The organism is Sulfurovum sp., from assembly GCA_026990595.1.
In the GTDB taxonomy this organism is placed as follows: Bacteria; Campylobacterota; Campylobacteria; order Campylobacterales; family Sulfurovaceae; genus Sulfurovum.
Map to the genome: position 1 here is coordinate 55,750 of JALXCZ010000011.1, position 16,416 is coordinate 72,165.

Annotated in this window: 15 protein-coding genes; all 15 read left to right on the top strand. The window is 41.6% G+C overall.

All coding sequences use genetic code 11. The features are described 5' to 3' along the window. Positions 1-11: 11 nt before the first annotated feature. Positions 12-1,796, top strand: a complete 1,785-nt coding sequence (locus tag MVE01_RS03460; RefSeq protein WP_472560773.1) for a biotin/lipoyl-containing protein — start codon at positions 12-14, stop codon at positions 1,794-1,796. Positions 1,797-1,798: 2 nt separating this feature from the next. Then, positions 1,799-3,130: a sodium ion-translocating decarboxylase subunit beta gene (locus tag MVE01_RS03465; protein ID WP_472560774.1), complete on the top strand. Its 1,332-nt coding sequence runs from the start codon at positions 1,799-1,801 to the stop codon at positions 3,128-3,130. 97 nt (positions 3,131-3,227) lie between these two features. Continuing rightward, on the top strand, positions 3,228-4,817 hold the full coding sequence (gene pckA / locus MVE01_RS03470) for a phosphoenolpyruvate carboxykinase (ATP) (protein WP_472560775.1): 1,590 nt from the start codon (positions 3,228-3,230) through the stop codon (positions 4,815-4,817). Between the two features lie 189 nt (positions 4,818-5,006). Continuing rightward, complete coding sequence (locus MVE01_RS03475) at positions 5,007-5,648, top strand: TetR/AcrR family transcriptional regulator (RefSeq protein ID WP_472560776.1); 642 nt, start codon at positions 5,007-5,009, stop codon at positions 5,646-5,648. Then, a complete protein-coding gene (locus MVE01_RS03480) occupies positions 5,645-6,910 on the top strand; it encodes a TolC family protein (RefSeq protein WP_472560777.1) in 1,266 nt (421 codons plus the stop codon). Before MVE01_RS03475 ends, MVE01_RS03480 begins: the two co-directional genes overlap by 4 nt. Then, positions 6,907-7,920 (top strand): efflux RND transporter periplasmic adaptor subunit, encoded by a 1,014-nt coding sequence (locus tag MVE01_RS03485; RefSeq protein ID WP_472560778.1) that lies wholly within the window; start codon positions 6,907-6,909, stop codon positions 7,918-7,920. The genes MVE01_RS03480 and MVE01_RS03485 overlap by 4 nt, the downstream gene beginning before the upstream one ends. A gap of 3 nt (positions 7,921-7,923) precedes the next feature. Then, entirely contained in the window at positions 7,924-11,031 is a 3,108-nt protein-coding gene (locus MVE01_RS03490; RefSeq protein ID WP_472560779.1) for an efflux RND transporter permease subunit, read from the top strand. A 9-nt stretch (positions 11,032-11,040) separates the two neighbouring features. Beyond that, positions 11,041-11,664 (top strand): hypothetical protein, encoded by a 624-nt coding sequence (locus MVE01_RS03495; protein WP_472560780.1) that lies wholly within the window; start codon positions 11,041-11,043, stop codon positions 11,662-11,664. Beyond that, entirely contained in the window at positions 11,664-12,413 is a 750-nt protein-coding gene (locus MVE01_RS03500) for a DUF4395 domain-containing protein (protein ID WP_472560781.1), read from the top strand. Before MVE01_RS03495 ends, MVE01_RS03500 begins: the two co-directional genes overlap by 1 nt. A 115-nt stretch (positions 12,414-12,528) precedes the next feature. Next, positions 12,529-13,476: a permease gene (locus MVE01_RS03505; RefSeq protein WP_472560782.1), complete on the top strand. Its 948-nt coding sequence runs from the start codon at positions 12,529-12,531 to the stop codon at positions 13,474-13,476. A gap of 13 nt (positions 13,477-13,489) precedes the next feature. Then, positions 13,490-13,618 carry a hypothetical protein gene (locus MVE01_RS03510; RefSeq protein ID WP_472560783.1) on the top strand — a complete coding sequence of 43 codons (129 nt, stop codon included), beginning with the start codon at positions 13,490-13,492 and terminating at the stop codon, positions 13,616-13,618. A 76-nt stretch (positions 13,619-13,694) separates the two neighbouring features. Further along, on the top strand, positions 13,695-13,943 hold the full coding sequence (locus MVE01_RS03515) for a thioredoxin family protein (RefSeq protein WP_472560896.1): 249 nt from the start codon (positions 13,695-13,697) through the stop codon (positions 13,941-13,943). 19 nt (positions 13,944-13,962) lie between these two features. Beyond that, entirely contained in the window at positions 13,963-14,652 is a 690-nt protein-coding gene (locus MVE01_RS03520) for a formylmethanofuran dehydrogenase subunit E family protein (RefSeq protein ID WP_472560784.1), read from the top strand. After that, entirely contained in the window at positions 14,582-15,361 is a 780-nt protein-coding gene (locus tag MVE01_RS03525; protein ID WP_472560785.1) for a cytochrome c biogenesis CcdA family protein, read from the top strand. The genes MVE01_RS03520 and MVE01_RS03525 overlap by 71 nt, the downstream gene beginning before the upstream one ends. A 161-nt stretch (positions 15,362-15,522) precedes the next feature. Next, complete coding sequence (locus MVE01_RS03530; protein ID WP_472560786.1) at positions 15,523-16,410, top strand: cation diffusion facilitator family transporter; 888 nt, start codon at positions 15,523-15,525, stop codon at positions 16,408-16,410. Positions 16,411-16,416: the final 6 nt, after the last annotated feature.

The window sequence follows — 16,416 nt, forward strand, 5'->3', positions numbered from 1 at the left end:
AGGTAACTTAAATGGCTAAAAAATATATTGATGTAATGGATACGACTTTTAGAGACGGATTTCAATCTGTCTTTGGCGGTCGTGTACTTATGGATGATTTTTTTCCTGCAGTGGAAGCAGCGAAAAAAGCAGGTATTACTCACTTTGAGTTCGGTGGCGGTGCAAGATTCCAGTCTCTCTACTTCTATCTTCAGGAAGATGCATTTAAAATGATGGATGGTTTCAGGGAGATCGTCGGTCCGGATGCGAATCTTCAGGTACTTTCACGCGGTATTAACACAGTGATGTTGGACACGGGAAGCCGTGAGATGATAGAACTGTTTGCGAAAATGTTCAAAAAGCATGGTACAACAACCGTACGTAATTTTGATGCACTTAATGATGTGAACAATCTTGCATTCTCTGCAGAAATGATCAAAAAACATGGGTTGAACCATGAAGCAGTTGTGACCATGATGGATCTTCCTCCAGGGTGTAAAGGTGCGCATGATGTGGCTTTTTATGAAAAGACACTTAGAAATATTTTAGACAGTGGTATCGCATTTGACAGTGTATGTTTTAAAGATGCGTCAGGTACAGCAAATCCGCACAAAGTGTATGAAACGATTGCAATGGCAAGAAAACTGCTTGGAGAAAGTGTCCATTTAAGACTGCATACACATGAAACAGCAGGTGTTTCTGTAGCTTCTTATCTTGCAGCACTTGAAGCGGGAGCGAACGGTATCGATATGGCAGCATCACCGGTAAGTGGTGGTACATCACAGCCGGATATCCTTACAATGCTTCATGCGACAAAAGGAACGAATTATAATCTTGGTGATCTTAAACTTGATAAAGTCCTTAAGTATGAAGAACGACTTAAAGAGTGTTTGGCTGAGTATATGATTCCACCTGAGGCAACACAGGTATCACCGCTTATTCCATTTTCACCTATGCCTGGTGGAGCATTGACTGCGAATACTCAGATGATGAGAGATTCCGGAGACCTTGATAAATTTGATGAAGTGATCGCTGCGATGAAAGAAGTGGTTGAACGCGGTGGTTACGGAACTTCTGTAACACCTGTGAGCCAATTCTACTGGCAGCAGGCGTACGCGAATGTGATGTTTGGTCCGTGGAAACAGATCGCTCCTGGATATGGACGTATGGTACTTGGTTACTTCGGTAAAACACCGGTTGAAGCAGATAAAGAGATTATGGAGCTTGCGAGTCAAAAACTAAAACTTGATCCGACAAATGAAAATCCTTTGGATATCGCAGACAGAGATGAGACAAAATCTATTGCACATTGGACAAAAATACTGGAAGATGAAGGTCTTGAAACAACAGATGAAAATATCTTTATTGCAGGTGCATGTGACCAGAAAGGTATTGCGTTCTTGAAGGGTGAAGGTCCTCTTATGGTAAGAAAAGGTAAAAATAATAACAGTGGAGAAGCAGAAATGGCAGGAAATTATACAGTAGTAGTAGATGGTAAACAATACAGCGTACAGGTAGCAGAAGGTGAGGGTGATATTCAGATCGCACCTGCAGCAACAGCAGCAGCTCCTGTAGAAGCAGCGGCAGCACCAAGCGGTGCAGGCAGCATAGAGATCCATTCTCAAACACCGGGAAATGTTTGGAAGATCATAAAAAACCCGGGTGATTCAGTAGCAGAAGGAGAGGTGATCATGATCCTTGAAGCAATGAAGATGGAGATCGATATTGCAGCACCACAGGCAGGAAAGATAGCTTCTATTAACGTTAATGTCAATGATGCTGTTGCTGATGCACAACTGTTAGCCACAATGGAGTAAGTATGAAATTCAAACATCTTTTACTCTCAGTGTTGTTTGCCTTTACGGCACTCACATCAGCCGTGCAGGCAGGCGGGCATGAAGAACCTGCTGCTCAGGCACAGCATGAACAAAAAGTGTATGTTGAAAAATCAGTTTCGCAACTTTTAGGCAGTTTTTTTGAAACAACAGGATTGAATGCCATCATTAACCCTTCTCATGAAAAAATTGATGTTGCGGGAGAAAAAATAGATGGAGCATGGTACAAAAGCTATGGTACAGTGATCATGTTCATCATTATTTTCCTTCTTTTCTATCTTGCTGTAGCGAAAGGATTTGAACCGCTTCTGCTTTTACCTATTGCTTTTGGTGGTCTTCTTGCCAATATACCCATAGCACATATGACGGGTCCTCATGGTATGCTAGGTATTATTTATAATATGGGTATTGCCAATGAGTTCTTTCCTTTGCTTATCTTTATGGGTGTAGGAGCAATGACAGATTTCGGTCCGCTGCTTTCCAATCCTAAAACAGCACTGCTCGGTGGTGCTGCGCAGTTCGGTATCTTTGGGTCTTTGGTCGGAGCGGCCATGCTTTCCCAATATACAGGTATGGTGGACTTTACACTTAAACAATGTTCTGCGATCTCTATTATTGGTGGTGCAGATGGACCTACGTCTATTTTTATTGCAACGGCATTGGCTCCTGAGCTTTTGGGAACGATCGCGGTTGCAGCATATTCCTATATGGCATTGGTTCCGGTAATACAACCACCGATAATGAGAGCACTTACAACAAAAGAAGAGCGTCAGATCGTTATGAAAACAACCAGAAAGGTTAATCCTATTGAAAAATTGGTTTTTCCTTTGGTGATTATTATGATGATCGCATTGGTTCTTCCTGATGCTGCACCGCTTATGGGAGCCTTTGCCTTTGGTAACTTTGCCAAAGAGTCAGGAGTAGTTGATAGACTTTCCAATGAGATGCAAAACTCATTGATCAATATTGTAACCATTTTCCTCGGCTTGGGTGTTGGTTCCAAGTTACAGGCAGATTCATTCTTGGTTGCTGAGACTTTGGGGATTATGATCATTGGTCTTTTAGCATTTGCTGCAGGTACTGCTGCAGGTGTGCTGATGGCAAAAGTGATGAATAAGTTTTCCAAAGAGCCTATTAATCCGCTGATCGGAGCGGCAGGTGTTTCTGCGGTTCCGATGGCAGCAAGGGTTGCAAGTAAAGTTGGTTCAGAAGAAAAGCCTGGTAACATCTTACTTATGCATGCAATGGGACCTAATGTTGCCGGTGTTATCGGTTCAGCTGTTGCAGCAGGTATTCTGTTGTCGATCTTTAAATAGACTGTGCTCCCTTTTGGGAGTATAAATTAGAAAATACTAAACGGTTTTCTAATTTATGCTTTGGCATGAATAAAATTAAAGTACAAAAGAGGATACAATGAGTACCAAAACGCCCAACGGACTTGCTAAATTAGGATTAAAAGATATCGGTAATATCTATTATAATTTAAGTTATGACGAGTTGCAAGCGCATGAAGTAAACAGTGGGGAATGTAAGATCTCTACATCAGGCACAGCAATGTGTGATACAGGTATCTTCACAGGACGTAGTCCAAAAGATAAATATTTTGTCGATCAGGAGCCGTCCAACAAGCATATTGCCTGGGGTGATGTGAACAAGCCGATCAAAAAAGAGATATATGATGACCTTTTGGATATTACGCTGTCACAGCTTTCAGGGAAAAATCTTTATATTAATGATGTATATACTGGAGCATCTGAAGCAAGTAAACGTTCTATACGTTTTATTTCTGAAGTAGCATGGCAGGCACATTTTGTGAAAAATATGTTTATTCGTCCTACGGAGGAAGAATTAGAAACCTTTGAACCGGATTTTACTGTTTATAATGCATGTAAGACAGTGGATGAAAAATATAAAGAGCATGGACTCAACTCTGATGTATATGTAGTTTTTAATATTGAAGATAATATTTCTATTATCGGAGGTACCTGGTATGGTGGAGAGTTAAAAAAAGGTATCTTTTCCATGATGAACTATTGGTTGCCGCTTGAGGGAAAACTCTCTATGCACTGTTCTGCGAATGTAGGAAAAGAAGACGATGTTTGTCTTTTCTTTGGACTTTCCGGCACAGGGAAGACCACACTTTCGACTGACCCTAACAGAGCACTTATCGGAGATGATGAACATGGTTGGGATGACCATGGTGTCTTTAATTTTGAAGGTGGATGCTATGCCAAGGTAATCAATCTTGACCCTAAGTCAGAACCGGAGATCTATGGTGCTATCAGCAAAGGTGCCCTCTTGGAGAATGTTGTTGCAGATGAGACAGGAAAGGTAGACTATTCTGACAGTTCAAAAACAGAAAATACCCGTGTTTCCTACCCAATTGAACATATTAAAAATCATAAAGCTGATCTTCAGGCTGGACATCCTAAGAATATCATTTTCCTTTCTGCAGATGCTTTTGGTGTACTGCCTCCGGTAAGCAAACTGACCAAAGAACAGGCAATGTATTATTTCCTAAGCGGATATACAGCAAAAGTAGCAGGAACAGAGAGAGGGATCACCGAGCCGGTTGCAACTTTCTCGGCATGTTTTGGAGAAGCTTTTCTTCCACTTCACCCAACTGTCTATGCAGAGCTTCTTGGTAAAAAAATCGATGAACACGGGGTCAATGTTTATCTTGTTAACACGGGATGGACAGGTGGAGCTTACGGTGTAGGAAAACGTATGAGTATTAAAAATACCAGAGCATGTATTGACGGTATTCTGAGTGGAGCCATTTTAAACTCTGAATTTGATACATTAGATACTTTTAACCTTCAAATCCCTAAAACACTTGAAGGGGTAGACACTGAAGTACTCAATCCTAGAAATACATGGGAAAACAAAGTAGAATATGATGCCAATTTGGCAAAATTGGCTAAAATGTTCCAAGAGAATTTTCACCGTTATGATGACAAAGGCGGAGAGTTTGATTTTGCTTCGGCAGGACCACAACTCTAACTGATCTGCTGTGCCATGATTGTATGGTACAGTAGATTTTATTCTTATAGAACCCTCTGAATAACCTAGACATTCAAAGGGTTCTATTTTATCATTTTATTCTCCAAGCAATTCAAAATCTAATTTTTTATATTTTTTTAAGCCTAAGAAGCCTATAATTAACTAACCAGTTAATTAATTAGGAGTACTATGCCAAAAAAGATACACAAAAGAGATGCCCAAGTCTCAAAAGCATTGATCATTACCAATGCAATACAACTATTTTCCCAAAAGGGCTATGCCTCTGCCTCTATGGATGATTTGGCTAAGATGTGTGGGCTCAACAAAGCGATGGTCTTTTACTATTTCAAAAATAAAAAAGGACTTTATGAAGCGGTTATGACGCAAGTACTCGAAGAGATACAGCAGAAGATATTGAAGGAAAATGAAAAATATACCAAGCCAATTGAGGAGTTGGAGAGTTTTATCCGTACCTATGCTAAATTTGCCTGTTCTCATCCTTATCTTCCGGCATTGTTGCTTAAAGAACTCAGTGACAGTGGGGCAGTATTTCCCGAAATGCTTTTTACATCAATGCGTCAGCTTTTTGCACTTTTTAGTGATATTTTGAAACGTGGAGAAGAAAAAGGGTGTTTTCACGATACGATGCCTATGATACTCTACTTCATGGTGCTTGGCACACTCAATCTTATCGTAACGACCAAACCGTTAAGGGAAGAAGCAGCCCAAAAAGAGGATATCCTGCTTGATACCTGTGCAGAGTGTGATATAGACCAGATCGCAGATTATCTTATAGAGAAGATGAAACAGATGTTAAAGGAGAAGAAGTGAAATTGAAATGGAGTATAGTGTTACTGTGTATAGGGCAATTTACCTACGCTACAACAGTAACCACCTTGTTAAAAGGGGTAGATAAGAGACCACAGAGTATGATCGATGAGCTTGATGTACAACAGGCATCTTTAGGAATAAAAAAGATTACAGACAAATTGATGCCAACATTGGACGGATTTGCCGGATATGAGGTCTATAATCGTCCTTCTTCACTTCGCCCGGTACTTCCAAGTGAGATGAAAGATTCGAAAGCTGCACTTCCTTTTAGTAAGGATATTTCACGTGCAGGGCTTAAGTTCTCCTGGCCGATCTTTGTCAAATCACTTTATACTCTTAAAGAAAAAGCTACTTTAATGCAACTTGCCAGTAAAGATAAAAGAAGACTGAGCCGTATTCAAAGAGAAGCTCAGGTAGTTGGTGCTGTTGCCTATTTGCATTATATGGAAGCATTGCATCAGGCACTCAAAGTTAAAGAGCACTCCATAAGGGCAACCAGAAGAAAGGTAGCACTGATGGTTAAAGAGGGTAGAGTGGCACAGAGCCAATTACTTACACTTGATGCGAAGATCAATGATTTGAAAATGAATATTATTGGTATAGAGCAGCAAAAGAATATACTTAAGGCAACGATTGAAACACTGACAGGTATTTCATTAAGGCATAGTGTGATGCTGCATCAAAAAAGAACGGTTAAAAAAGGTGCTATTTTTGCTTTGGCACCACTTAAAAAAAGACTCAAAGCAGCACAAATGGGTGTCAAAGCTGCCAAAGAACGTTATTATCCAAGTATTGCAATGAAAGGTTCCTATACTCTCTCCAGAGCGGATGCCTACAATAATGATGAGTCGGTAAATACAAGGTATGGTTCTGTAGGAATGTATGTCAATGTACCACTCTATGACAGTAGCCGCTCTACAGGGGTGGAAGAGGCCAAACTCAATTATCTCAAAAGCAAATCGACAATTGATGATACAAAAGAGCGTTTAGCGGTTAAAGCCAAAGAACTCAGACGTGAAATTGTACTGCTAAAACGTACACACATGCTGGCAAAAAAGAATGTAGCACACCAAAGATCTATTTTAAAGATCGCTAAAGTTTCTTTAGAGAATGAAGTGATCACGCAGGAGGAGTATTTACGTTATGAAGATGCCCTTGCAAATGCAAAGGCAACCCTCTATCAAAGTGAAGCCAAAAAGTGGCAGGATATTGCCCAACTTGCCGTCATCTACGGAAATGATTTGAAAAGGATTGTAAAATGATAAAAAAAATAGTTAAAGTACTACTGATACTCTTGGTGATCGCTGCTATGGTCATAGGAGGTATAAAGGTTATCAAAGCCAAAAGAGCCAAGGAGGCATCGACCCCTAAGGTAAAAATTTATCCTATTGTGGCAAAAACAATGATACCAAAAGTCTCTGAAGTCACATTGACACTGCCCTATCTTGCACAGGCACGGAATGAGCAGGATGTAGCCCTTTCTTCACGTATTGCGTCACGTGTTGAGAAGATCGTCAAAAGTGGAAGCAGGGTTAAAAAAGGGGATATTGTTGCAACACTCGATATTACAGATCTGACAGCGAATATTCAGGCTCTGAAAATATCGCTGGCTAACTTGCTTAAAAGCCATAAACGTACAAATGCACTATATAGAGTAAAAGGGGCCTCAATTGAACAGCTGCAGAAAGAGCAGTCGCAGATTGCTTCTATTAGAGCCAAACTTAAATCAGCACAAAACCAACTTAGCTATGCGACCATTACTACACCTATTGATGGAGTCATCGCCAAAACAATGGCGGCGAAAGGTGATGTGACCATGCCGGGTAAACCATTGCTGCAGATCAGTGCGGAGAGCGGGTTTAGTCTTCTGATACGTACACCGCAGGATACTACACCAAAATCAGTGCAGTATCAAGGTAAATCCTATTCGTTGCATCCGCTTGGCAGTACTCTGCGAGGACTAAAAGAATATAAAGCTTATATTGATAAAAGTAAGAATATTAGTGCAGGAGAACGTGTGGAAGTGGATGTCGTTATCTTTGAAGGACGTGCAACAAAACTTCCATTTGATGCCATTCTTAACCGCGAAGATAAAAGCTATGTACTGCTTGCAGACAACAACCGTACGGTTGCCAAAGAGATACACATTGTTCAAAGTGCGGAGCAGGGTGTAGTTATTTCAGATGATCTCTCAGGCAAAAGTATTGTGGTAGCAAAACCTGATATACTGCTGAAATTGACCAGTGGATATCCTTTCAAAGCAAAGGAGTAATAGATGTTTGATTTTTTCTATAAAAGGTCTTACTTACTTTATTCACTTATCGCTGCCTTTTTTGTGATGGGGATCATTGCTCTGGCGACACTGCCAAAGAACCTTTTCCCTGATGCTAATCCACCACAGGTCATTGTTATTACAAATGTCCCTGGTGCAACGGCACAGGTAGCAGCCTCAACAGTTTCCAAGCCGATTGAACAAGAAATCTCTCGTCTAGGACTGGTGACTGATGTCAGCTCTGTTAATGTTGCTAACTACTCCATTGTCAAAGCGGACTTTGGTTACAAAAAAGGTTTAAATGCTGCTGCAGTTGATGTTGCCAATGCCCTGAGTATCGTCAGAGCAAAATTGCCAAAAGGAACAAACCCTGCTATCTATACAGCCGGAGATTTCACCCTTCCGGTTGATGTCATTGCCATGAGTCCGAAGAACAATTCGATTACATTGGCAGATATTCGAAAGATTGCTGACAGTTTCATTAAACCTGAATTACTGAGCAATAAAAGTATTGGAAATGTAGAAGTCTTTGGTGGGTATGAGAGTGCTATCAATATTGAAGTCGACCCTTTCAAAGCCAAAAAATATAATGTTAATTTTGAGGCTATTGCCAAAGCTATCGGGATACTTGATCGTGATATGCCTATTGGTTTCATTAAAGGAAAAAATGATTTCTATACGGTCACTTTTTACGGGGAAAAAGATAATATTTTGAGTCTAAAACAACTTCAAATTATGCCAAATGTTCGTCTAAGTGATATAGCTGATGTAAAATGGAGCTATAAAAAAAGAACAAGCGGATATATTGGAAATGGTGCGGATGCTGTCGCTCTGGCGGTACAACGTGCGCCCGGAGGCAGTGTACTTGATGTTTCAAAAGCTGCACGTGCACAGATGAAGCTACTTGAAGCAAAATATCCAAATATTCGTTTTGAGATATCCGATACACAGCGTGACCTTATCGAGCAGGCAAATGACAATATGCTTGAAGCCTTACGTGATGCTATTATCTATACACTGTTGGTTATTATGCTCTTTTTAGGGAACTTCCGTGCTATTGTTGCTGCGGGTCTTTCCATCCCCATGGTTTTCTTCTCTACTATGGCGATTATTTGGCTAACCGGAGGTGAGCTTAATATTGTTATTTACACCGCTATTATACTTGCACTGGGAATGTTGACAGATGATGCGGTAGTGGTACTTGAAAATATTGAAAGGCATTTGAGTGAGGGGCATGAAAAGCTTGAAGATGCCATCGTTAAAGGGACCAAAGAAGTACTCAACCCTGTCTTTGCGGGTACCATAGCAACGATTGCTATTCTTTTCCCATTGATGTTTGTTGGCGGTTTTCCTCAAAAAATATTCAAACCTCTTATTGAAACACTTATCATTGCATTGTTGGTGAGTTATTTCCTTTCCATTACTTTCATTCCGTCTCTCTCCAAGTGGCTTTATAAAAATGGGGTAGGCAAAACAAAAGTTGAAGAGGGGTTTGAGTGGTTATACCAAAAGACTATTGGTCGTCTGGTTGGACCATATGTTGGGATTATCAGATTCTCTAATGGAAAGTTCTGGTTTTTAAGAAGAATGATGTTGACAATAGGTGTGATTATGGTATTGGCATTGAGCATGAAAAATATTATGCCAACTATTGGTAAAGATGCTATGCCTCCGATGGATACAGGGATCATTAAAGCACAGATTGCTTTCAGTGCCAATGAAACCGTAGAGAGTGCCGAGCGTAAACTTCAACCGTTCCTTGCATGGTTAGACAAGCAAAAATGGATCAAAATGAGTTCGGTTGCATTCGGAACGGAACCGGGAGTACTCAGTCTGGGGTCAGGTAATCTACCTGCTGAAGCGACTATTACTATTAATGCAGTCAATCGTTTTAAAAGGAAGCAGACTATGTGGCAGCTTGAAGATGTCATACGGGACAAACTTTCTAAGACGGAGGGACTTAAACGTAATGATGTCTTCGATTTTGGGGCAACCGCACTCTCTTCCATCAAAGCAACGGTTGACGCGAGACTCAGTTCACCATACGTGGATGGTCTTCCTGCTGCATCACACAAAGTTGCCAAAGCCATTGAAAAAGTCAAAGGGCTGACTTCAGTCTCTACCAGCTGGGATAAAGACTTTATGGAAGTAGAACTTGACATTGATGAGAACAAAGCACTCAGCTATGGTCTTACACCATACCAGATTGCGATGCAGATGCCGATCAAAGGGCAGGTGGTCGGACTTAATGCCAACTTCCAGTCAATGAATACGCAGGTTGTGAGACTCTATCTTAAAGGTAAGTTTTCGCAGAATATTGAGACATTGAGGCTACTGCCTATTACCACACCAAATGGAGAAATACCACTTGGACAGATAGCTACACTCAAACGTCACCTGACCTTTGCAAAGATTGAGCGAGACAAAATGCTCTACAGTGTCGATGTCAATGGATACCGCGCAAAACGACCTGTCACGCATTTGACCGATGATGCTGTAGCTGCACTCAAAGATGCCAATATCACGGATATCCAGATCGATCAGACAGGAGATATTGCACAGATAAATGACAGTTTTAAACGTATGCTGAAAGCCATTGGACTGGGTGTGATCATCCTTATTATGACACTGATAGCGATTTATAAATCTGTACGTATGGCATTCATTATGATTTTGGTACTGCCACTATCGCTTATCGGCGCGGCATGGGGTATGCTTCTCTTTGACAAGCCAAGTTGTATGCCAAGTCTTTTGGGAATACTATTACTCTTTGGGATCATTATTAAAAATGCGGTACTGCTCATTGACTTCTATCAGGCATACCGGAAAGAGGGTGAGAGTCCGTTTGAGAGTGCACAGGAAGCAGTACGTGTACGTTTCCGTCCGGTGATGATGACGGCATTTGGTACCATTGCAGGTATGATACCTATTGCGTTGGAACAGGCAGTCGGACTTGAACGTCTCTCACCGTTGGCAGATGTTGCTATTGGTGGGCTGCTTGTCGGTACGCTGCTGACATTGGTGTATGTACCAATGTACGCGTATATTTTTGACAAAGGAAACAAGAAAAGCAACCCGCTTGAGAAAGTGGAAGAAGCTATCATTTCATAAGGAAAATAATTGAAATTACAGTATGCAGGTCCAAAACCGATTATATCGCAACATGGTATTTTTTTCAAAAATGGAAAAGAAGATAAATACATCTATCTTAAAATGGCAGTAAATGTATTGCTTGCCATTGACAAAGATTACAACAGGCAAGATAAATATGAAACATACATAGAAGATCATACTAATTTGACAGATGAAAGACTTTTGGAAATATCAGCAATATATGAGCCAAATCTTGAGGAACATGTTGAGAATGAAGAAAAACAGTATGAGAAACATATTGATACAATGATCGAAGAAGTTAAGCATACATTATTTACAGAAGAAGAAAAATCTATCTGGATAAATAATATCAATATTATGAGACCCTATATGATACAAAGAGAGATAAACAAATTGTATTATATTCATTGTATTAAAGCTATCAAAGAGATAATACATAAAGAAGGGATCAACGAGATTGATATTGACTTCAGTTTGCAACATTTGCATATTCTGGAATCCATTGCAGGTAATTTGGAATACGGAACAAAATCAATTCCCACTATGATAAAAATAAATCCTAACAAAGATGGAAGAATGATGGCACGTTTATACATCAATCGACGTGAAGAAAATAGGAAAGAATATTAATGAATAGTTTACAGATGAAAATAAAAGAGTTCTTTACATACGGTGAAAAAGTACCTGGCTATGAGGTACCTGTACTTAATGAAAGAGAAGCGCGTGCTGCAGCAGCCATTTTGTTCGTGGGTGCTTTTCTGGGGCTGGCGAACGGTGTAATGCTTGGAACAGCTGTCTTTTCCGAATATTTCGTAACCTTCTTTGCGATCGATTTCACCATGCGTATCATTCAGCCACGATATGCTCCCAGTCTGATGTTGGGGCGTTTTTTCGTACAGAACCAGAAGCCTGAGTATGTTGGAGCGGCACAGAAACGTTTTGCCTGGACATTAGGTTTTATATTGGCATGGCCGATGTTCTACTATCTGGTTATCGATTTTCAGCCCAATCCGCTGAAAGTCCTCGTCTGTCTCATTTGTATGGCACTGCTCTTTTTTGAAGCGGCCTTTTCCATCTGTCTGGGGTGTAAGATCTTTGGTCTGATCAAAAAACAGGATCCAAAGTATTGTCCCGGCGGAATATGTGAAATGAATATCAAGGAGCCTATTCAGAGATTTTCTCCGGTTCAGAAAGTGATTCTTGTAATGACTTTTCTTATTATGGGGTATGGTACATATGCCTACTTTACCAAACTACCTGATAGAACCATCTTTGTCAAAAAAATGAAAATGCTTATGATGAATCAAGCAGAACTTGATGCCATGACAAAAGCAAAAGAGAAGGCGGAAGAGGATGCATTTTTTAATGATGATGAGTAATTTAAAAGTTGTTTTTATATATTAAATTATAACCTGAATAATATATAATATCAAGATATATTGATATGTTAAATTTTTTATGTTATACTCTTGTAATCTTATTAAAAGGGTATGGATGTGGAAAGAAGCAATAGATTACTTAACCTTTGATATGCTTGGGCTGACCGGAAGGGTTAACGAGACGGTCAACTTTTTCATTTACGATACGGTCAAGATCCTCTTTTTGCTGATTGTCATCATCTTTGTCGTCTCCTATTTGAGAACACACTTCAACACGGAGTACGTCAGGGCACATTTGCAGGGCAAGTCTGAGCTTTACGGCAATGTGCTGGCCGCACTCTTCGGCATCATTACGCCGTTTTGTTCCTGCTCTGCCATTCCGCTGTTCCTGGGCTTTCTGCAGGCGCGCATCCCGCTGGGGGTGACTTTTTCCTACCTCATCTCTGCGCCAATGAACAACGAAGTCGCCATCGCGCTGCTCTTTACGCTTTTTGGCTGGAAGATCACGGCGATTTACATCGCTTTCGGGCTCTTTGTGGCGATCGTCGGAGGATTTGTCATCGGCAGGTTCAACCTTGAAAAGTATGTGCTCATCCCTGTTAAGCCCATCGATACCAAACTCGAAGCTGGAGAAGTGAAGATGAGCGCCAAAGCACGTGCCAAAGAAGCATGGAACTATACTTGGGATATCTTCAAACAGATTTGGCTCTATGTACTTGTGGGAGTTGGCATCGGTGCATTCATTCACGGCTATGTGCTTGCGGACTTCATCGCCAAATATGCCGGCGGTGACAACTGGTACGGGGTGCCGCTGGCGGTCATCCTCGGTGTTCCGATGTACTCCAACGCTGCAGGTGTGATGCCGCTGGTGGAAGTACTGACCCAGAAAGGGATGCTGCTTGGAACAGCGTTGAGTTTCATGATGGCCATCACGGCTCTGAGCCTTCCCGAAGCGATGATACTGAAAAAAATACTGCATACCAGACTCATAGCGCTCTTTTTCGGTATTGTCAGTGCAGGTATTATTTGTATCGGGTATCTGTTCAACTATATTTTAATGTAAAAAAGGAAAAGAAATGGACAGTGAAAAAGAACCGATGTTGAAGACAACCCCTTCTTTACTGCAATTGACCTGGGCTTTTTTTATCATCGGATTGACGGCATACAGTGTGGCTATGCTGCAACAGCTAAAACACTTGTTGTAGGCCGAAAATGGCTCTCGCAAAATTCGATTTTATGATTTGAAACGGTGGCATACAGAAAATGAATGAGGAGAAAAAAATGAAAATAGAAATTTTGGGAACGGGATGCACAAAGTGTGTGGCTCTTGAAAAAGTCGTAGAACAGGCAGTCGCCAAAGTAGGCGGTTTTCACCAGATCGAAAAAGTCGATGACATTATGGAGATCATGAAGTACAATGTGGTTAGTACACCGGGGCTTGTCCTGGACGGAAAAGTCGTTTCGACCGGCAAGCTGCTTTCTGTCGAGGAAGTGGTCAAGCTCATAGAGGAAGCACAGAAGCATGCTTAGGAAAATAGGGCTTGCAGCAATGGCGGGTACAGTACTTCTGGCGGCACAGCAGCATCTCAATATTGACGATGCCTTTTATGAAAATGTTGTCAGGAACGCCCCCAACGCACGTCCGGTATGGGTGAAAGATACCGACAGTGCGATGGGGCGCTACAACCGCTACCCCAAGCAGCTCGACATCAGGACGCTTGCACGTGCGCACGGGCATCTCTGCGACGGGCTGGTGCTGGCCTATGTGGAGCTTTCCAACACACTGCCGAAACTCTTTTCTGATGGTGTGATCGACCGGACTGATCTTCGGGTGGTCGCCAAGAACAGCCCCTGTCTGGTCGACACTTCCGCACTGATGAGCGGTGCGAGAATCAATCACCGGACACTCTCTCTGGACAACAGTCTCGGCGGTGCTTTCATCGTTCAGCGTATCTCCACAGGGGAAACTTACAGAGTAGAACTGGCTGATAAAAGTTTCATCAGGTCCCTCAAGGCAAAAGAGGCAGAGATCAAAAAGAAGCAGAAAATGCACCTGACGGTCACGCCGCAGGATATTGACGAACTGGAAGCACTGGCATTCGAAGCCATGAAACATATGCTCAACACCGATCCGAAAAAATTCCTGAAAATCACGAAGCTGAAAAACTATGACTACCGTTTTAACCTGGACGATATCGGATCCCGAAGCGATGTCATCAACAAAAACGTCGGCAGGTAGAGAGCACATGCAGCCGTTCATTACCCATTTGCTTGAGTCCAATTCCTGGCTGGTCTTTGCAGGAGCGTTCTTCTCCGGCAGCATTACGGCTGCGGCTCCCTGTTCACTGGTAGCGGTACCGTTGCTTGTAGGAAGTGCGGTTGCCCTGAACAAAGACCTTGAAGGCAGAAAAAAAGTGCTCTATACCTACGCGTTCACAGCACTTTTTGCTTTAGGTGTAGCGGTAAGCTTTTCCATTTTGGGGCTGGTCGTGGCAAAGTTCGGAGGCTTTTTCTCCATTGCACCGCTGTGGGCCTACCTTACCGCCGGTACGCTGAGCATTCTCATCGCTCTGTATGCCTTCGGCTATTTGGGAGAGGTCGATAAATCGGCTATCATCCACAGGCTAATACGCTACAGACTTTTCGGCGGTTTACTCATCGGTCTGATCTTCGGACTGGTCAGTACACCCTGTGCCTCGGCACCGCTTTTTGCCATTGTCTCTCTGGCGGGAAGCAGCGGGTATTTGTATGCTTATGGGCTTATTCTACTTTTTGCATTGGGTCATTCTCTATTACTTCTTGCTGCAGGTGTTTCGGTTGGATTTGCGCAAAGCATCACTTCAAGTAGCACTATGGTAAAAATTTCGGACTGGCTTAACAAGGGGTTTGCCCTTTTGTTAATCGGGTTTGGAATTTACTTTTTCTATGAAGCTTATGTACAGCTTTAGAAGACTTAAAATAACAGAATTGGTTGTAAATTATATAAATCAATGCTTAATTTAAAAATGGATAGAAATTGACATTTTTTAAGAAATAATTAAAAAATATACAGATATAATTAACTAACCAGTTGGTTAATTATAAATAATTTAAAGTAAAGGATTGTGATATGAGTGGTCATCACCATAAAGTAAGCGGTAAGAACCTTTTCTGGACAATCGTTCTTAATATAATTATCACCCTCTCGCAGATCGTAGGAGGGATCATCTCTGGGTCGTTGGCACTGCTGAGTGATGCGATGCACAACTTCAGTGATGTGCTTGCGCTCGTCATTGCGTATGCTGCCAACCGTATGGCGGCACGCCCCAATGATGTGCAGCGGACATTTGGCTACAAACGTGCCGAGATTCTCGCCGCACTCTTTAACGCTTCGGTGCTCATCGGTATTGCTGTGTTTCTTATTGTCGAAGCATTCCACAAGTTCTACCATCCCGAACCCATCAACTCGGTATGGGTCATAGTACTTGGTGCACTTAGTATCGTGCTCAATACAGCAAGTGTCCTACTTATCAAAGAGGATTCACATGAGAGTATGAACGTCAAAGCCGCCTATCTGCACCTACTGACCGATGTGATGACCTCCATTGCCGTTGTGCTTGGTGGTGTACTGATGTACTACTTCGGTATTTTCTGGATTGATCCGCTCATCTCTGCGCTTATAGCGCTATATCTCATATGGGCATCGTTCGGGCTGGTGAAAGAGAGTAGTGCAATTTTGATGCAGTTCACACCGGAGGGCATTGATATAAATCATATTGTTGATAGTATTGAAGCAGAGCCGGAGATTGAAAATGTCCATCATATCCACATTTGGAAACTGGATGACCACCAGATAAACCTTGAAGCACATTTGGATTTTTGTGAAGATGTCACACTCTCTGTATCAAATGCTGTGATTGATAGAATTGAGAAAAAATTACATGATACCTTTGAAATTGAACATATCACATTTCAATGTGAGTACAACAGAGATGATAAAAAAGAAATCATAATTTAAAGGAAT

What these genes read in the sequence shown, in the direction of transcription:
- MVE01_RS03460 (WP_472560773.1), top strand. Translation starts at nt 12, where the DNA reads ATGGCTAAAAAATATATTGATGTAATGGATACGACTTTTAGAGACGGA.
- MVE01_RS03465 (WP_472560774.1), top strand. Translation starts at nt 1,799, where the DNA reads ATGAAATTCAAACATCTTTTACTCTCAGTGTTGTTTGCCTTTACGGCA.
- pckA (WP_472560775.1), top strand. Translation starts at nt 3,228, where the DNA reads ATGAGTACCAAAACGCCCAACGGACTTGCTAAATTAGGATTAAAAGAT.
- MVE01_RS03475 (WP_472560776.1), top strand. Translation starts at nt 5,007, where the DNA reads ATGCCAAAAAAGATACACAAAAGAGATGCCCAAGTCTCAAAAGCATTG.
- MVE01_RS03485 (WP_472560778.1), top strand. Translation starts at nt 6,907, where the DNA reads ATGATAAAAAAAATAGTTAAAGTACTACTGATACTCTTGGTGATCGCT.
- MVE01_RS03490 (WP_472560779.1), top strand. Translation starts at nt 7,924, where the DNA reads ATGTTTGATTTTTTCTATAAAAGGTCTTACTTACTTTATTCACTTATC.
- MVE01_RS03500 (WP_472560781.1), top strand. Translation starts at nt 11,664, where the DNA reads ATGAATAGTTTACAGATGAAAATAAAAGAGTTCTTTACATACGGTGAA.
- MVE01_RS03505 (WP_472560782.1), top strand. Translation starts at nt 12,529, where the DNA reads ATGTGGAAAGAAGCAATAGATTACTTAACCTTTGATATGCTTGGGCTG.
- MVE01_RS03510 (WP_472560783.1), top strand. Translation starts at nt 13,490, where the DNA reads ATGGACAGTGAAAAAGAACCGATGTTGAAGACAACCCCTTCTTTACTG.
- MVE01_RS03515 (WP_472560896.1), top strand. Translation starts at nt 13,695, where the DNA reads ATGAAAATAGAAATTTTGGGAACGGGATGCACAAAGTGTGTGGCTCTT.
- MVE01_RS03520 (WP_472560784.1), top strand. Translation starts at nt 13,963, where the DNA reads ATGGCGGGTACAGTACTTCTGGCGGCACAGCAGCATCTCAATATTGAC.
- MVE01_RS03525 (WP_472560785.1), top strand. Translation starts at nt 14,582, where the DNA reads ATGACTACCGTTTTAACCTGGACGATATCGGATCCCGAAGCGATGTCA.
- MVE01_RS03530 (WP_472560786.1), top strand. Translation starts at nt 15,523, where the DNA reads ATGAGTGGTCATCACCATAAAGTAAGCGGTAAGAACCTTTTCTGGACA.